General features: G+C 66.9%; 15 protein-coding genes. 4 read left to right on the plus strand and 11 right to left on the minus strand.

The features are described 5' to 3' along the window. The first annotated feature begins 63 nt into the window (after positions 1-63). Positions 64-564, plus strand: coding sequence for a tetratricopeptide repeat protein (locus RIC54_RS19060; RefSeq protein WP_350096561.1), 501 nt, complete (start codon positions 64-66; stop codon positions 562-564). Positions 565-576: 12 nt separating this feature from the next. Here RIC54_RS19060 and RIC54_RS19065 read toward each other — a convergent pair whose 3' ends face one another. The 4 genes from RIC54_RS19065 to RIC54_RS19080 all read right to left on the minus strand — a co-directional run bounded on the left by RIC54_RS19065 (position 577) and on the right by RIC54_RS19080 (position 3,777). After that, on the minus strand, positions 577-1,059 hold the full coding sequence (locus RIC54_RS19065) for a thermonuclease family protein (protein WP_350096563.1): 483 nt from the start codon (positions 1,057-1,059) through the stop codon (positions 577-579). Positions 1,060-1,130: 71 nt separating this feature from the next. Then, a complete protein-coding gene (locus tag RIC54_RS19070) occupies positions 1,131-1,964 on the minus strand; it encodes an aldo/keto reductase (RefSeq protein WP_350096565.1) in 834 nt (277 codons plus the stop codon). Then, the gene (locus RIC54_RS19075) at positions 1,961-2,710 is read right to left on the minus strand and encodes an enoyl-CoA hydratase/isomerase family protein (RefSeq protein ID WP_350096567.1); all 750 of its coding nucleotides are present in this window, start codon (positions 2,708-2,710) and stop codon (positions 1,961-1,963) included. The genes RIC54_RS19070 and RIC54_RS19075 overlap by 4 nt, the downstream gene beginning before the upstream one ends. After that, positions 2,707-3,777, minus strand: a complete 1,071-nt coding sequence (locus RIC54_RS19080) for an isocitrate/isopropylmalate dehydrogenase family protein (protein WP_350151321.1) — start codon at positions 3,775-3,777, stop codon at positions 2,707-2,709. The genes RIC54_RS19075 and RIC54_RS19080 overlap by 4 nt, the downstream gene beginning before the upstream one ends. A gap of 305 nt (positions 3,778-4,082) precedes the next feature. Here RIC54_RS19080 and RIC54_RS19085 point away from each other — a divergent pair, with 305 nt between their 5' ends. Next, positions 4,083-4,535 (plus strand): bleomycin resistance protein, encoded by a 453-nt coding sequence (locus RIC54_RS19085; protein WP_350096571.1) that lies wholly within the window; start codon positions 4,083-4,085, stop codon positions 4,533-4,535. Between the two features lie 3 nt (positions 4,536-4,538). Here RIC54_RS19085 and RIC54_RS19090 read toward each other — a convergent pair whose 3' ends face one another. Then, the gene (locus tag RIC54_RS19090) at positions 4,539-5,345 is read right to left on the minus strand and encodes a metal ABC transporter permease (RefSeq protein WP_350151323.1); all 807 of its coding nucleotides are present in this window, start codon (positions 5,343-5,345) and stop codon (positions 4,539-4,541) included. Then, positions 5,320-6,141 carry a metal ABC transporter ATP-binding protein gene (locus RIC54_RS19095; protein WP_350096575.1) on the minus strand — a complete coding sequence of 274 codons (822 nt, stop codon included), beginning with the start codon at positions 6,139-6,141 and terminating at the stop codon, positions 5,320-5,322. Before RIC54_RS19095 ends, RIC54_RS19090 begins: the two co-directional genes overlap by 26 nt. 70 nt (positions 6,142-6,211) lie before the next feature. Here RIC54_RS19095 and RIC54_RS19100 point away from each other — a divergent pair, with 70 nt between their 5' ends. Then, complete coding sequence (locus tag RIC54_RS19100) at positions 6,212-7,168, plus strand: zinc ABC transporter substrate-binding protein (protein ID WP_350096577.1); 957 nt, start codon at positions 6,212-6,214, stop codon at positions 7,166-7,168. 2 nt (positions 7,169-7,170) lie between these two features. On the opposite strand, the gene RIC54_RS19105 is transcribed toward RIC54_RS19100, so the two are convergent. Continuing rightward, entirely contained in the window at positions 7,171-8,019 is an 849-nt protein-coding gene (locus tag RIC54_RS19105) for an alpha/beta fold hydrolase (RefSeq protein WP_350096579.1), read from the minus strand. Positions 8,020-8,237: 218 nt separating this feature from the next. On the opposite strand from RIC54_RS19105, the gene RIC54_RS19110 reads away from it, so the two are divergent. Further along, entirely contained in the window at positions 8,238-8,507 is a 270-nt protein-coding gene (locus RIC54_RS19110; protein WP_350096581.1) for a DUF1127 domain-containing protein, read from the plus strand. Here RIC54_RS19110 and RIC54_RS19115 read toward each other — a convergent pair. The 4 genes from RIC54_RS19115 to RIC54_RS19130 form a co-directional block, all read right to left on the minus strand. Beyond that, positions 8,455-9,759 carry an MFS transporter gene (locus tag RIC54_RS19115; RefSeq protein WP_350096583.1) on the minus strand — a complete coding sequence of 435 codons (1,305 nt, stop codon included), beginning with the start codon at positions 9,757-9,759 and terminating at the stop codon, positions 8,455-8,457. The two genes, RIC54_RS19110 and RIC54_RS19115, sit on opposite strands and share 53 nt — an antisense overlap. 10 nt (positions 9,760-9,769) lie before the next feature. Further along, positions 9,770-11,164 carry an aspartate aminotransferase family protein gene (locus RIC54_RS19120; protein WP_350096585.1) on the minus strand — a complete coding sequence of 465 codons (1,395 nt, stop codon included), beginning with the start codon at positions 11,162-11,164 and terminating at the stop codon, positions 9,770-9,772. Positions 11,165-11,174: 10 nt separating this feature from the next. After that, the gene (locus RIC54_RS19125; RefSeq protein WP_350096587.1) at positions 11,175-12,299 is read right to left on the minus strand and encodes an LLM class flavin-dependent oxidoreductase; all 1,125 of its coding nucleotides are present in this window, start codon (positions 12,297-12,299) and stop codon (positions 11,175-11,177) included. Between the two features lie 95 nt (positions 12,300-12,394). After that, a complete protein-coding gene (locus RIC54_RS19130; protein ID WP_350096589.1) occupies positions 12,395-13,153 on the minus strand; it encodes an SDR family oxidoreductase in 759 nt (252 codons plus the stop codon). Between the last annotated feature and the right edge of the window lie 52 nt (positions 13,154-13,205).

The following is a 13,205-nucleotide window of genomic DNA, read 5'->3' on the forward strand; positions in this document are numbered from 1 at the left end:
GCGCTTAAGTGACAGCGATACCCTCGTCTCGTCACCCATCAACTCGCGGCAAAGGGGTTGTGGATGCGCTGGGTTCTCTCACTCTTCGCGGCAGCGACGCTGACCGTCGGCTCCGTCCAACTCGCGGAGGCGGTAGCTCCCACGGCGCCCGGCGAAGACAGCGAAACCATCGACCGGTCGCTGACTCCGAGCGAACTGGTCGAATGGCGGATCGACCGGGCCGTCACCCACTACGGCCAGGGCCGGTTTGCCGATGCGGACAGCGTGCTGGGGTTGGTGATCGATACGCCTGAAGTATCCGACCGGTTGAGGTCCCTTGCGCTGTTCAACCGCGGTGCGGCGCGTCTTCAGCTGGACCGGTTCTCGGAGGCTATCCTCGACTTCGACGCCGCCGAAGCCCTGGCGTTCCCTCGGCCCGCCCAGTTGCATCTGGCACGCGGGATCGCCTGGGAGCATTTGCGGATCCTGGACCGCGCCGCCCGCGAGTACAGCGACGCGCTGGCTGCCGACCCCGGTGATCCGGCCGTCAGGGCCAAGGTGCTGGCGTTCTTCTACAAGAAATAGCCGCCGGACAGCTCAGGGGTTCTTCTTGCGCCACTCGGCCGGGTCGAGGAACTTGAGCGCCCAGATCCCGGCGCGTTCGTTTCGCGCCAAACTCTCCAGGGAAGCAAAGTCCGGCTGCTCCGCCGGGCGTGCAACCGCCCAGCCGGTGCGTACCATTCGGCTGTTCAGGTTCATGTCGCCTGCGTAGCACACCGCCAGAATCTGGCCTTCCTCGCTGCGCTTGTCACCGACGCAGGTCACCGACCGCCGGTCGATCAACGCCGACAAGGCATCGAGTGCCTGAATGCCGCACTCGAACGGACGGCCGTACTCGTTCTCGCAGTACTGCCCTTCTTCCGGCGCGTCGATGCCGTGAAGCCGTATGGTCTCCTTGCCGATTCTGAGAGTGTCACCCGACAGAACTCTCGGACGGCCGCTCAGGTCGGCAGCTGCATCGCGCGCACCGGCAAAAAGGCCTGCCGCGCAGAGAACGATCATCAGGAAAATGGATCGCATTCTGGTTCTCCAGTCTCCCCCGCCGCTGTTTTGAATCCTGCCGGCCCAGCCGTCAACCGGCATTGCGCGAACTACAGGATTTCCAACGGTCGCTTGACCGAAGGCGGCGGGAACGCGTGATCAAGCGCTGCCCGATCCTCCGCCGTCAAGCGAATGCCCAGTGCGGCATGGTTCTGCCGGACATGATCGAGGCGGCCGGCCTTCGGGATGACGATGACCCCATCGCGGTCGAGGACCCAGGCAAGCGCAATCTGCAACTCCGTCACGCCGTGCCGGCCCGCCACCTCGGCGAGGGCCATGTTGCCGCTCAACCGCCCCTGCTCGAGCGGTGAATACGCCATCACCGGCATCGATCGTGCCGCGCACCACGGCAGAAGGTCGAACTCGATGCCACGGCGCGCCAGATTGTAGAGCACCTGGTTGGTCACACAGGCCGATCCCCCGGGTTCGATTGCGAGGGACTTCATCTCCGAGGTGTCGAAGTTGCTGACGCCCCAATGCCTGATCTTGCCGTCGCGCTGAAGATCCTCGAAGCCGGCCAGGGTCTCCTCCAGCGGGCTCGGACCCGGCCAGTGCAGAAGGTAGAGGTCGATCACCTCTACCCCGAGACGGGCGAGGCTGGCCTCGCAGGCCTCGACCGTGCCATTCCGGCTCGCGTTGAACGGCAGGACCTTGGAGACCAGGAACACCTTGTCCCGCCGATCGCGGATGGCGGCGCCAACCACCTCCTCGGCACCGCCGGTCGCGTACATCTCTGCGGTGTCGATCAGCGTCATCCCGAGATCGATGCCGCACCGCAGGGCGTCGGCCTCGGCGGCTCGATCCGACCCTCGCTCGCCCATATGCCAGGTGCCGAGGCCCAGCGCCGGAACACTTTCACCGCCCGGCAGTGCCACCATTCTCATCGCTTGCCTCCTTCGGCCTTCCTGTCTTGAAGGGATGCAACATAGGACGTGATCCGGGCTTTCAATCCCGGTCGGGCCGCCGACATGGCAAGATTCGCCAGGTCGGACTCCCGGGTATCGGGCACGGTCAGCGCGTGAACGCGCTCGGCCGTCGCGGCATCCAAGGCATAGTGCCGTGAAGCCGCCACCATTTCAGACTCGAGGGCATCCGGATCGACCATCCGCTGGATCAATCCAAGCGACGCGGCTTCCGACGCATCGATCCGCCGACCGGAACCGACCAGATCGCGCGCTGCCTCCGATCCGATCCGAAATGCCAGCCGACGTGTGCCAAGGGCCAGACCAAAGCCCGCACCTGGAAACGCGAAACGGGTACCGGGCAGCGCCCAGCGCATCTGACAGGCCGCGACCAGATCAGCCCCCGCCCCCATGGTCGCGCCGTGGGCGACGGCAATCGTCGGCACCGGCGCGTGGTGCACCGCCTGCAACAGCGTCTCGATCCGGATCACCCGCAACAGCAGGTCACCGTCGGAAAGCTCCGCCAGGTCGGAAAGGTCGAAGCCGGTACAGAAATGCTTGCCGGCGCCCCGCAGAACGATCATCCGGGCGCCATCCGCCAATGTCCGGTGAACCGCTTCAAGGGCCGCTTCCACAAGATCCGGCCCGAGCGCGTTGCCGCGTTCGGGGCGGGACAGCGTCAGATGGGCCACTCCATCGGACGTTCGAACCTCAACCGCAGGCGTCACGCCGTGCCCCGCAGAGCCGCCGCGATCGCCTTGCCGGCTTCGGCCGTGGTCGCGGAACCGCCGAGATCGATCGTGCGTCCGGCTGCCTGGCCGAGAGCGGCATCGACCGCCGACTCCAGCCGGACCGCGGCGTCGATCACCGCTTCGTCGCCGTCGCGTCGGCCGAGCCAGCCCATCAGCATCGCCGTCGACAGCACCAGCGCCGCCGGATTGGCCACGTTGCGACCGGCCAGGGTCGGCGCCGACCCGTGCGACGCCTGCGCAATGGCGCAGGTGTCGCCGGCATTCAGCGAGCCCGCCACCCCGAGGCCGCCGGACAGTTCGGCCGCCAGATTGGACAGGATGTCGCCGAACATATTGGTGGTGACGATGACGTCGAACCGCTCCGGCTCCCGCACCAGCAGGGACGCCATCGCATCGACCAGGACCTCCTCGATCTCCAGCCCGGCCTCGTCGCGGGCCGCGGACTGAACGGCGTTGCGGAACAGCCCGTCGGTGATCTTCAGAACATTGCTCTTGGTCACGATCGCCAGCTTGCCGCGCCGCCCTGCGGCCAGGGCCGCCGCCGAACGGCCGATCCGCTCCGATCCCTGACGGGTGATCTTGCGCATGGCGAGTGCCAGGTCCGGTGTCGGCATGAACTCACCCGGGCCCATGTGCATGGTCCGGTCGGCATAGAAGCCCTCGGTGTTCTCCCGCACGATCACCAGATCCATCGAAGCCGCCAGCGACTTCACTCCCGGGCGCGTGCGTGACGGTCGGATGTTGGCGTACAGGTCCAGCCGCTTGCGGAACTCCGCGGACGGATTGAGGCCGCCTTGGGCCGGAGCCGGATAGTCGGCGGTCGAGACCGGGCCCAGGATCACGCCGTCGGCCGAGGATGCACGCCCGAAGGTGGCTTCGCTGAGCGTGATCCCGTCGGTGCGCAGCGACTCCAGGCCGATCAGGTCCCGTTCCACCGACAGGCCGATCTGGTGGGTACGCTCAAGCGTTTCCAGGACATGCTCGACCGCATCGGCGATCTCCGGACCGATCCCGTCTCCGGGCAACAGCAGCAGCTTCATCATTCCTCCCTCGGGCGCGGCCCGCTGACCGGCCGGACACCCGGTTCGATTTCCAACCCGCGTAGCATGACGCCAAGACTACTGACACGGCATCCCGGTACTGCAGTCGCCGGACGGCGGAAGCGCAGGTGTACCGCGACTGGCGTGGTCCTCCCCACGCTTCGTGCCGGAGACAATGCCATGCTACGCCGGGACATGCAGCATCAGCCGCAAGGATGGCCACAAGATTGCCATGTGATCGGCACTGATCCACCATGACCCGCGAGGGCGGCCTTCTGACCGCTTTCCTGGCCTCCGGGAGCGTCGTCATGGACACGGACTTGGGTACGGCCCCGAAGGGTGGCTTCGCCCGGATGGTTCCAGAACTGATCGTCACCGATCTTGGGGCGAGCCAGACGTTCTGGTGCGACATCCTGGGCTTCGGCGTTGCCTACCAGCGGCCATCCGAGCGCTTCGTGTACCTGGAACACGCCGGCGCGCAGTTGATGCTGAGGCAGCGCGACGGCAAGTGGGAAACCGCGTCGATGGACCTTCCGCTCGGCCGCGGCGTGATGTTCCAGGTCGAGGTGCCCGACCTGGACCCGGTCCTGACACGGATCAACAGCGTCGGATGCCGGATCCATTCGGGTCCGCGCGAGGTATGGCGGCGGATCGGCAATCACGAAGGCGGACAGCGGGAGGTGTTCCTGCAGGATCCGGACGGCTATCTGGTGATGATGAACCAGAGTTTAGGACAGCGACCCCTGCCGGAACCGGCGTAGTCGTCAACCGCGGGCCGGGATGGCCAGCGACCCGACGAACAGCACCAGGGCCGCCACGACGATCGACGGCCCCGACGGGGTATCGACACCGATCGACAACGCCAGCCCGCCGAGCACCGCCACCACACCGACGCCCGCCGCCGCCGCCGCCATTCCCTCCGGCGACCGCGCGCTGCGCCGCGCCGCCGCCGCCGGAATGATCAGCAGTGCCGTGATCAACAGCACCCCGACGATCTTCATGGCGATCGCAATGGTGCCGGCGATGAGCAGCGCGAACACCACCTGCACCCACGGTGGCGACGCGCGCTCCGCCCTCGCCAGGTCGGGATCGACGGTGGCGGCCAGCAACGGGCGCCAGACGGCCGCCAGCCCCGCAAGCACCATCGCGCTGCCGCCCCAGATCCAGAGCAGGTCGCGCGCCGAAACCGCCAGGATGTCGCCGAACAGGTAGGCCATCAGGTCCAGGCGCACCGTTTCCATGAAGGCCACTGCGACCAGTCCGATCGACAACGCGCCATGGGCCAGGATGCCCAGCAACGTATCGCTGCCGACCAGGCGCTGGCCTTGCAGCGCGGCCAGCAGCAGCGCCACCGTGACGGTCACCGCCAGCACCCCAATCCCGAGGTCGAGTCCGAGGATCAGGCCAAGCGCGATGCCCAGCAGCGAGGCGTGCGCCATGGTGTCGCCGACATAGGCCATGCGCCGCCACACCACGAAGCAGCCAAGCGGTCCGGCGACCAACGCCACGCCGACCCCGGCGACCAGGGCCCGCACCAGGAAATCGTCAAGCATGGTGGTGCCCGTCGCCATGGTGATGATGGTGATGGGCCTGTTCGCCGTCCGGCAGCGGCTCGCCCGACAGGTCGTGATCGTGGTCATGGTGGTGGTGGTACAAGGCGAACACTTCCGCCTGTGGCCCGAACAACCGCCGGAACTCGGTGTTGCCCGACACTTCGTGCGGCGTGCCGGTACAGCACACATGACCGTTGACGCACAGCACCCGGTCGGTAGCCGCCATCACGACGTGCAGGTCGTGGCTGACCATGAGCACGCCGCAGCCGTGGCGATCGCGGATCGCGGCAATCAGTTCGTACAGAGCCGCCTCGCCGGCGTAGTCGACGGCCTGGACCGGTTCGTCCAGCACCAGCAGGTCCGGCTCGCGCACCAGCGCCCGCGCCAGCAACACCCGCTGCATCTCCCCGCCCGACAGGGTGTGGATCGAGGCGTCGATCAGGTGGGCCGTCCCGGTCTCGTCCAGCGATCGCTCGATCGCCGCTCGCGACGGCCGCGCGGTCAGCCGCATCAGCCGCTCCACCGTCATCGGCAGGATCCGGTCGACTGGGAAGCGTTGCGGCACGTAGCCGACGGTCACGCCATCGGCAACGCCGGCACGACCGGCACTGGGTGCCACCAGCCCTAGTACCGCACGCAGCAGGGTCGTCTTGCCGCCGCCGTTCGGCCCGATCACGGTGACGATCTCGCCTCGCCGAACGGTCAGGTCGACGTGGTGCAGGATATCGCGGCCGCCGAGACGAACCGCGAGGCCATCGGCTTCCAGGAGCAGCCTGCCCTTCGATTGGATTGGAGGGTGCGTCGACACGGCCATCGGTGAGCCTGCTTGCGGAATGAAATGTTATACTATTACATAAACACGTTTCGGCAATGTGGATACAGCGATGCGTTCCCTCTCACAAGCCTTCTCTGTCCTGGCCTTGGCAGCCGTTCTGGCAGCGCCCCCGGCGCAAGCCGCCGAGCCTCCACGCGTCGTGGCCTCGATCGCCCCGCTCGGCAGCCTGGCCGCCGCGGTCATGCGTGGTGTGGCCGAGCCGACGGTTCTGCTGCCCGCCGGCGCCTCCCCGCACGCCTATGCCTTGCGGCCGTCGGAAGCGCGCACCCTGGCCTCCGCCGACCTGGTGCTGTGGATTGGCGAGGCGCTGGAGACCTTCCTGGAGGAACCGCTGGCCACCCTGGCGCGCCCGGATGCGGCGGTCGAGTTGATGGAGGCTGACGGCCTGATCCTGCATCCGAACCGCGCCGGTGGAATCTGGGGAGCGCATCACGACCACGGCCACGCCCCGGGGGCGGCCGGAGCCCATCACGACGATCATGGAAAGATCGACGCCCATCTCTGGCTCGACCCTCGCAACGCCGCAATCCTGGTCGACCGCATCACCGACGCCCTGTCCACGCGCGATCCCGAGCGCGCCGCAGCCTATCGCGCCAACGCGGTATCCGCCAAGCAGGCCCTGAACGACCTGGACATCGAACTGGCCGCGACGTTCGCCGAGGTTGGCGACCGGCCGTATGTGGTGTTCCACGACGCCTATCAGTATCTGGAGCAGCGCTACAACCTGTTCCCAATCGGCGCCGTCACGGTCGGGCCGGAACGCGGGCCGGGTGCCCAGCGCCTGTCGCGACTGCGCGACGAGATCGCCAGCCGCGGTGCGGCCTGCGCGTTCCGTGAGCCGCAATTCACCCCGAAAATACTGGAAAGCCTGGCAGCCGACACCAGCATCCGCATCGGTGTGCTGGACCCATTGGGCGTTGAGGCAAAGCCGGGACCCGACGGGTATTTCAAACTGATGCGCGCCCTCGCGGCATCGCTTACCGGGTGTCTGGCGGCCGGCGGCTGACCTCAGTCGGCGGCAAGAAACCGCAGCAGGGTCTCATTGAACCGCGGTGCATCCTCGTACTGCACCCAGTGCCCGACCCCGTCGAGCATGGCGATCTGGGCATCCGGTTGCAGCGCGCGGACCATCGCGTGCCGTGGTTCGAAGTACCCGATCGCGGTGACGTCGCGGTCGCCCCAGATCAGGTTGATCCGGCCCTTGATCGCCGGCAGCGTGATCGACAACTTGTCGGTCAGCGAGATCGGCCGCGAGCGGATGCGGTTGCGTTCTGAATTGCTGCGCTGGATCAGCATCGCCAGGTCATCGACATTGGCCGGATCCGCCACCATCAGGATCGCCATGTTGCGCCGGTAGGCGGCATCCTGTTCGTCGCGGGGCATGTCCGGGGTGATCCGGGTCATGTCCTCGGTCACCCGTCCGCGCTTGCCGAAGCCGGCCGCACCCACACCGGTGAAGCTCTTGACCCGGTCTCCCAGCAGAGCGGCGACGACGCTGCCGATCACCCCGCCAAACGAGAAGCAGACCAGCCGGACCCGTTCGCCTTCCGTAGTGAGTCTTCGAACTCCGTCCGCCACAATCTCCGCGAGGTTATCAGCGTCGTAGGGAAACGGCGGATCGTCGCTGTCGCCCTGGCCCGGCATGTCGGCGGCGATCACCCGATAGCCTGCACCAGCCAGCGCATCGATGTTGCGGACCCAGTGGTTCCACGACCCGAAGCCGCCGTGCAGGAGCACCACGGGTTCGCCCTCGCCCCAGATCCGCCACACCATCGAGCCGTCGCCACAGGGCGTGCGGACGATCAGGGCGCGGGCGTCGAGCGCCACGAGGTGCGCCGGGTCAGTGCTGTCGGTCATTGCCATCCGGGATCTGGTGACTGGGTGGGATCGGCAGAACACACCGGGCGCTGAACGCTGTCAACGCGGACGGACGCGGCATCATGCCATATTTAATTCCAAAATCGAACGACAGACCGCCAGTATCGATCATTTTAACTCATATCAAGACCAATCATCTGCCATGCAGTCGCTTCGCACACAGTGATGCGAGCGAAACGCCGAAAGGATGTTCAGCCATGACCACGGCAGTTCAGAATTCCAACCCCTGCCTGCAGACCATGCTGGCCACTCCGCACGTCGGACAGGCCGCATCGCCCCTGCACGCTCTGTTGTCCCGCATGCAGGCGGTTTGGCACACCGCCCGTTGCCTGCTGCGTCAGGCCCAGGCTTACGCGGTGCTGCAGGGGCTCGACGACCGTACCCTCAAGGATATCGGAATCCACCGCACCGAGCTCAACTCGATGCTCCATCACGACCTTCGCGATCCGTCGCGGCGGGTACGCTGAAGGCCGGCGATCCGGGTCGGCGCAGTTCCGGAACGACCAACAGCAGAATCGCCATCACGACCAGTCCCTCGGTCGCGATCACGGTCAGCGCCAGCGAACCGCCGATCCGGTCGGCCAGCCAGCCGACGTGCAGAACGCCGATCGGCCCGGCGCCGATGCACACCGACAAGACCCCCATCAGCCGCGACCGGATCGCCACCGGGGCCTCGCCGAACATGATGGCACTCTGCATCGATGCGAAGCCGGCGATGCCGAAGCCGCCGATCGTCAGGATTATCAGTGCCATCGAGTAACTGGTGGTGACCGAGAAGGCGAGCACGGCCGCCATGAACAGCGCGCTGCCGCAGACGTAGATCCGTCGGAACCATGCGGGCGTCGCCAGGAACGCGATGGCGACCGCCCCGGCAAACGCGCCGATTCCTTCGACCGTCAGCAGCAACCCGATCCGGACCGCGTCGACGCCGAAAGTCTCGCGGCCGACCACCGGCGCCATCGCGGCGTACGGGAAGGCGAACATGTTGACGGTCACCGTGACGCCGAGGTGCCCCAACAGCGCGCGGGTACGGCGCAGGAATGCCAGTCCCTCACGGATCTCCGCGATCAGGGCGAACGGCCTCGGCTCCTGCGGCACCGGGGTGAAGCGGATCGACACCGCCACCAGGGCCGACACCGCGTAGAATACCGCTGCCACCGCGTAGGCACCGCTCAACCCGACCGCCGCGTACAACGCGCCCCCGGCCAGCGGCCCGACCATCCGCGTGGCGTTGTTGGACGCCGAATCCATCGACATGGCAGGGCCGATCCGATCAGCACCGACGCTCTCGCCCAGGATCGTGCGACGCACCGGCAGGTCGGTCGACCAGCACAGCCCGTTGACGAACGCGCCGACTCCGACGTGCCACAGCTCGATGGCGCCCGCTGCAACCAACAACGCCAGCAGCGACGAGGTGACCGCCATAATGGCCTGGCTCGCCACCAGGATCGCCTTGCGATCAAGCCGCTCGGCCATCGCACCGATGACCGTCCCGAACAGCGCCATCGGCAGCATGCGCAGGATCGTCATCATCGCCACCGCAACCGGCGACTCGGTCAACGCGTAGGTCCATACGCCGATCGCCAGCAGTTCCAGCCAGCGCATGGCGCCCATCAGGACACCGACGCTCCAGAGCTTGCGGAACTCGGCCTCGGCGATCAGGGAAAGCGGGCCGCGCCCCCGCCTTCCCCGATCGCCGTCACCGGCGACCGCGGTCAAGGTCGTATTCTCATGCGATTTCACCGGCCCGGCGCAGCATCGCCAGCGACTCGGTGAACGCTCCCACTGTCGCATCGATCTCGTCCGGGCCATGGGTCGCCGACAGCAGGCCACCGCAACCAGGATTTAGATCGACGCCGTTCACCAGCATGGCCAGCCGCAGCTGCCGGATCAGTTCCTTCGGCCGGTCCTTCATGACGACTGCGGGAATTCCCATCGGATCGAAGGCGAACGGGTCGGCAACCGGCCGGTCCGCCTGAACGAAAAGGTGGAAGATCGAATAGGCGCCGTAGAACGCCCACGGCACGCGCTGGTCCTTCAGGACAGCGTTCAACCGCTCGCGCAGCACCGCCCCGGTCTCGTTCGCGCGTTCGCACGCCCCGGTCTCCGCCAGCACCCGCAACGCCGTGGTCCCGGCCGCGGCCGACACCGGGTTGGCGTTGAAGGTCCCGGGATGGCCGATCTTCTCGCGCTTGCGCTGCTCGGCCGCGTCGAAATCCAGCCCGTCAAGGATGTCCTTGCGCCCGCCGACCGCACCGCCCGGCATGCCGCCCGCCAGGATCTTCGCGAATGCCGACAGGTCCGGCGTGATCCCGAACACCGACTGCGCGCCGCCCGGCGCCAGCCGGAACCCGGTCACCACCTCGTCCAGGATCAGCAGGATGCCGCGTTTCGCCGTCTCCTCGCGCAGAGCCCGCAGGAAATCGGGATTGAGGGCCGTATAGCCGGTCGATCCGCCGATCGGTTCGATGATGGCCGCGGCGATGTCGTCATGCGCACCCAGCAGCGTGCGCAAGCCTTCCAGGTCATTCGGGTCGGCCAGCAGGATGTTCTCCGCCACGCCTGCCAGCACCCCCGGCGACGCCGAGCCGTCGAACTGCGACGCCACACCGTGGGTCATGTGGTCGTGCCAGCCGTGGAAGTGGGTGCGGAAGCGGACGATCTTCGACTTTCCGGTAAAATCGCGGGCCAACCGCAAGGCCATGTGAGTCGCCTCGGTTCCGGAAGAGGTGAAGCGCACCCGCTCCACCGACGGCACCAGCCGCTTCACCGCATTGGCCCAACCGAGTTCCAGCGGATGGTTGGCGCCGAACTGGGTGCCGATCGCCATCGCCTCCGACGCGGCACGCGTCACTTCGGGATGGGCGTGGCCCAACAGCAACGCCCCGTGGCCGCCGAAATAGTCGACATACTCGTTGCCATCGACGTCCCATTTGCGCGGCCCGACGCCCCGCTCGATATAGACGCCATAGGGCTTCAGATGGCGTGCATCGTGGGTGATACCGCTGGGAAAGTGGGTCTTGGCCTCGGCGGCCAGGGCGGCAGAGCCGGGCGTATGCTCACGGAAGGCCGCCTCGATCGGCGAGTTCGAGAGCGCCGCGTCGGTGGAACGGGAATCAGGCATGGTGAACTCCTCAATCGGCAGCGGCGGATGACGGCCGATTGCGTCGGTCGTCCATGTAGCGGGATAGCTTCGGGCCGACATCCTCGGCCATCTTGGTGAAGGAGCGCATCCACTGATCGTGCATGCCTTCCATGTCATGCCCGGTGATCATCAGAGTACCGAAATCCCCGATCTCGTCGCGGAACGCCACCAACCGGTCCAGGACGGTCTTCGCCGACCCTGCGATCACCAGGGATCGCGTCGTCGCCTCGGCGTCGACCCGCGCCTTGGCCCAGTCGATATCCTTGGACAGGTCGCCGCCGGCCATCCGGCCGTGAACGCCCAAATAGGTGTAGTAGCGGGTGAACACACCGTCCGGATCGGCGATGACGTCCTCGGCCTCGGCGTCGCTCTCCGTGATCAGCACACTGCGTCCGACCCGCCACAGCGACGGGTCCGCGCGCCGTCCAGCCTCCTCGGCACCGGCAACGTAGGTCGGCCAGTGGGTCGCAATGTCGGCCGCCGGAATGAAATTGCCGGACACCGGAATCCAGCCGCGCATGCCGGCCTGCTTGGCGGTGTAGGAGTTGGCGCTGCGCAGCGACACCGCGATGGGCGGATACGGCTTCTGGTACGGCCGGATCAGACGGCCGACCCCGATCTCCGGGATGATCCGGTCCTCCAGGCTGGCCTTGAAGTAGGTGCCGTCGTGTCGGAACGGCGGATCCTCGGTCCACAGCTTCAGGATCAGTTCGATCGACTCGACCATCGCCATGCCGCGCGCCCGGCCGTCCAGGTTGCCGAACACCTCCCAGTCACACGACAGCCCGCCGGAACCGATGCCGAAGATCGTGCGGCCGCGCGCCAGGTGATCGAACAGCGCCACATGCCCGGCCACCACCACCGGGTGCTGCTGCGGCAGCGAGATCACCCCTGTGCCGAAGACGATCCGCTCGGTCTCGGAGATCAGCGAGGCGTTGAACAGCAGCGGCGATGTCACCGGTTCACCGGTCGAAGTGAAATGCTCGCCCATCCAGGCCTCGGCATAGCCGAGCCGGTCGGCAAGCTTCACCAGTTCCCGATCTTCCTCCAGAACGGTCGTCAGATCCCGCGCCGGCGGGTGCAGCGGCATCAGGAACAGGCCGAGCGAAACCATCATCGTCTCCCGAAAATTCGAAGCGAGGCTATCACCCGTCCGCAACCTGCGGAAAGCCGGGCCACGCCATCACACCGGTGCCGATTTCGGCAGCTTCATCCAAGTGCGGCGCGCATCCGGGTGGGGGCGATCAGGATCTCATGCACGCTGGTGCCAGCACTCATCCGGGCCACGAACAGCGCCGCTTCGGCGATGTCCGAGGGCTGGATCACCTGCTCGAGTTCCTCCCGAGTCAGCTTGACCGGACGCCGGTCGAGGATCGGTGTCGCCACCTCGCCGGGGCAGATCGCGCAGGACCGGATGCCGTTTGGGCCTTCCTGCATGTTCACCTGGGCGCTCAGGGACATCACCGCGTGCTTGGATGCGCCATAGGCGACGCCGGCGACCTTCGAGTAGAACCGCCCGGCCCATGACGAGGTGATGACAATCAATCCATCGGCCTGCCGCCGCATCGCCGGCAGCACAGCCGTCACGCCGTTGTAGACACCCTTGAGGTTCGCATCGATCACGGTATCCCAACCGTCAAGCACCGAGGGATCGTCGACGGCGTCGCTCCAGTTCCGTGGCGTCAGGTTGGTCCCGGCGTTGGCGAACAGCATGTCGATCCGGCCGTGGGTCCGGTCGATCGCTGCGGCCGCATCGAACACCGCGGCGCGGTCCGCAACGTCCAACGCGATCACTTCCGCCCGGCCACCGGTCTCGCGGATCGAGGCCGCGGTCTGTTCCAACGGGTCCGCCCGGCGGCCCGACAGCACGACCGTCATGCCGGCCAGGGCAAGCATCCGCGCCGAGGCTTCGCCAATGCCGGTTCCGGCTCCGGTGATCCAGACAACCTTTCCGTCGAGTGCCCGCATGGACGTGGCTCCTTCGCTGTTCGATACTGATGACCCTGCGGCCGCAGCATAA

The organism is Thalassobaculum sp. (genome assembly GCF_040219215.1).
Taxonomy (GTDB): Bacteria; Pseudomonadota; Alphaproteobacteria; order Thalassobaculales; family Thalassobaculaceae; genus Thalassobaculum_A.

What these genes read in the sequence shown, in the direction of transcription:
- RIC54_RS19060 (WP_350096561.1), top strand. Translation starts at nt 64, where the DNA reads ATGCGCTGGGTTCTCTCACTCTTCGCGGCAGCGACGCTGACCGTCGGC.
- RIC54_RS19065 (WP_350096563.1), bottom strand. Translation starts at nt 1,059, where the DNA reads ATGCGATCCATTTTCCTGATGATCGTTCTCTGCGCGGCAGGCCTTTTT.
- RIC54_RS19070 (WP_350096565.1), bottom strand. Translation starts at nt 1,964, where the DNA reads ATGAGAATGGTGGCACTGCCGGGCGGTGAAAGTGTTCCGGCGCTGGGC.
- RIC54_RS19080 (WP_350151321.1), bottom strand. Translation starts at nt 3,777, where the DNA reads ATGATGAAGCTGCTGCTGTTGCCCGGAGACGGGATCGGTCCGGAGATC.
- RIC54_RS19085 (WP_350096571.1), top strand. Translation starts at nt 4,083, where the DNA reads ATGGACACGGACTTGGGTACGGCCCCGAAGGGTGGCTTCGCCCGGATG.
- RIC54_RS19090 (WP_350151323.1), bottom strand. Translation starts at nt 5,345, where the DNA reads ATGGCGACGGGCACCACCATGCTTGACGATTTCCTGGTGCGGGCCCTG.
- RIC54_RS19095 (WP_350096575.1), bottom strand. Translation starts at nt 6,141, where the DNA reads ATGGCCGTGTCGACGCACCCTCCAATCCAATCGAAGGGCAGGCTGCTC.
- RIC54_RS19100 (WP_350096577.1), top strand. Translation starts at nt 6,212, where the DNA reads ATGCGTTCCCTCTCACAAGCCTTCTCTGTCCTGGCCTTGGCAGCCGTT.
- RIC54_RS19105 (WP_350096579.1), bottom strand. Translation starts at nt 8,019, where the DNA reads ATGACCGACAGCACTGACCCGGCGCACCTCGTGGCGCTCGACGCCCGC.
- RIC54_RS19110 (WP_350096581.1), top strand. Translation starts at nt 8,238, where the DNA reads ATGACCACGGCAGTTCAGAATTCCAACCCCTGCCTGCAGACCATGCTG.
- RIC54_RS19120 (WP_350096585.1), bottom strand. Translation starts at nt 11,164, where the DNA reads ATGCCTGATTCCCGTTCCACCGACGCGGCGCTCTCGAACTCGCCGATC.
- RIC54_RS19125 (WP_350096587.1), bottom strand. Translation starts at nt 12,299, where the DNA reads ATGGTTTCGCTCGGCCTGTTCCTGATGCCGCTGCACCCGCCGGCGCGG.
- RIC54_RS19130 (WP_350096589.1), bottom strand. Translation starts at nt 13,153, where the DNA reads ATGCGGGCACTCGACGGAAAGGTTGTCTGGATCACCGGAGCCGGAACC.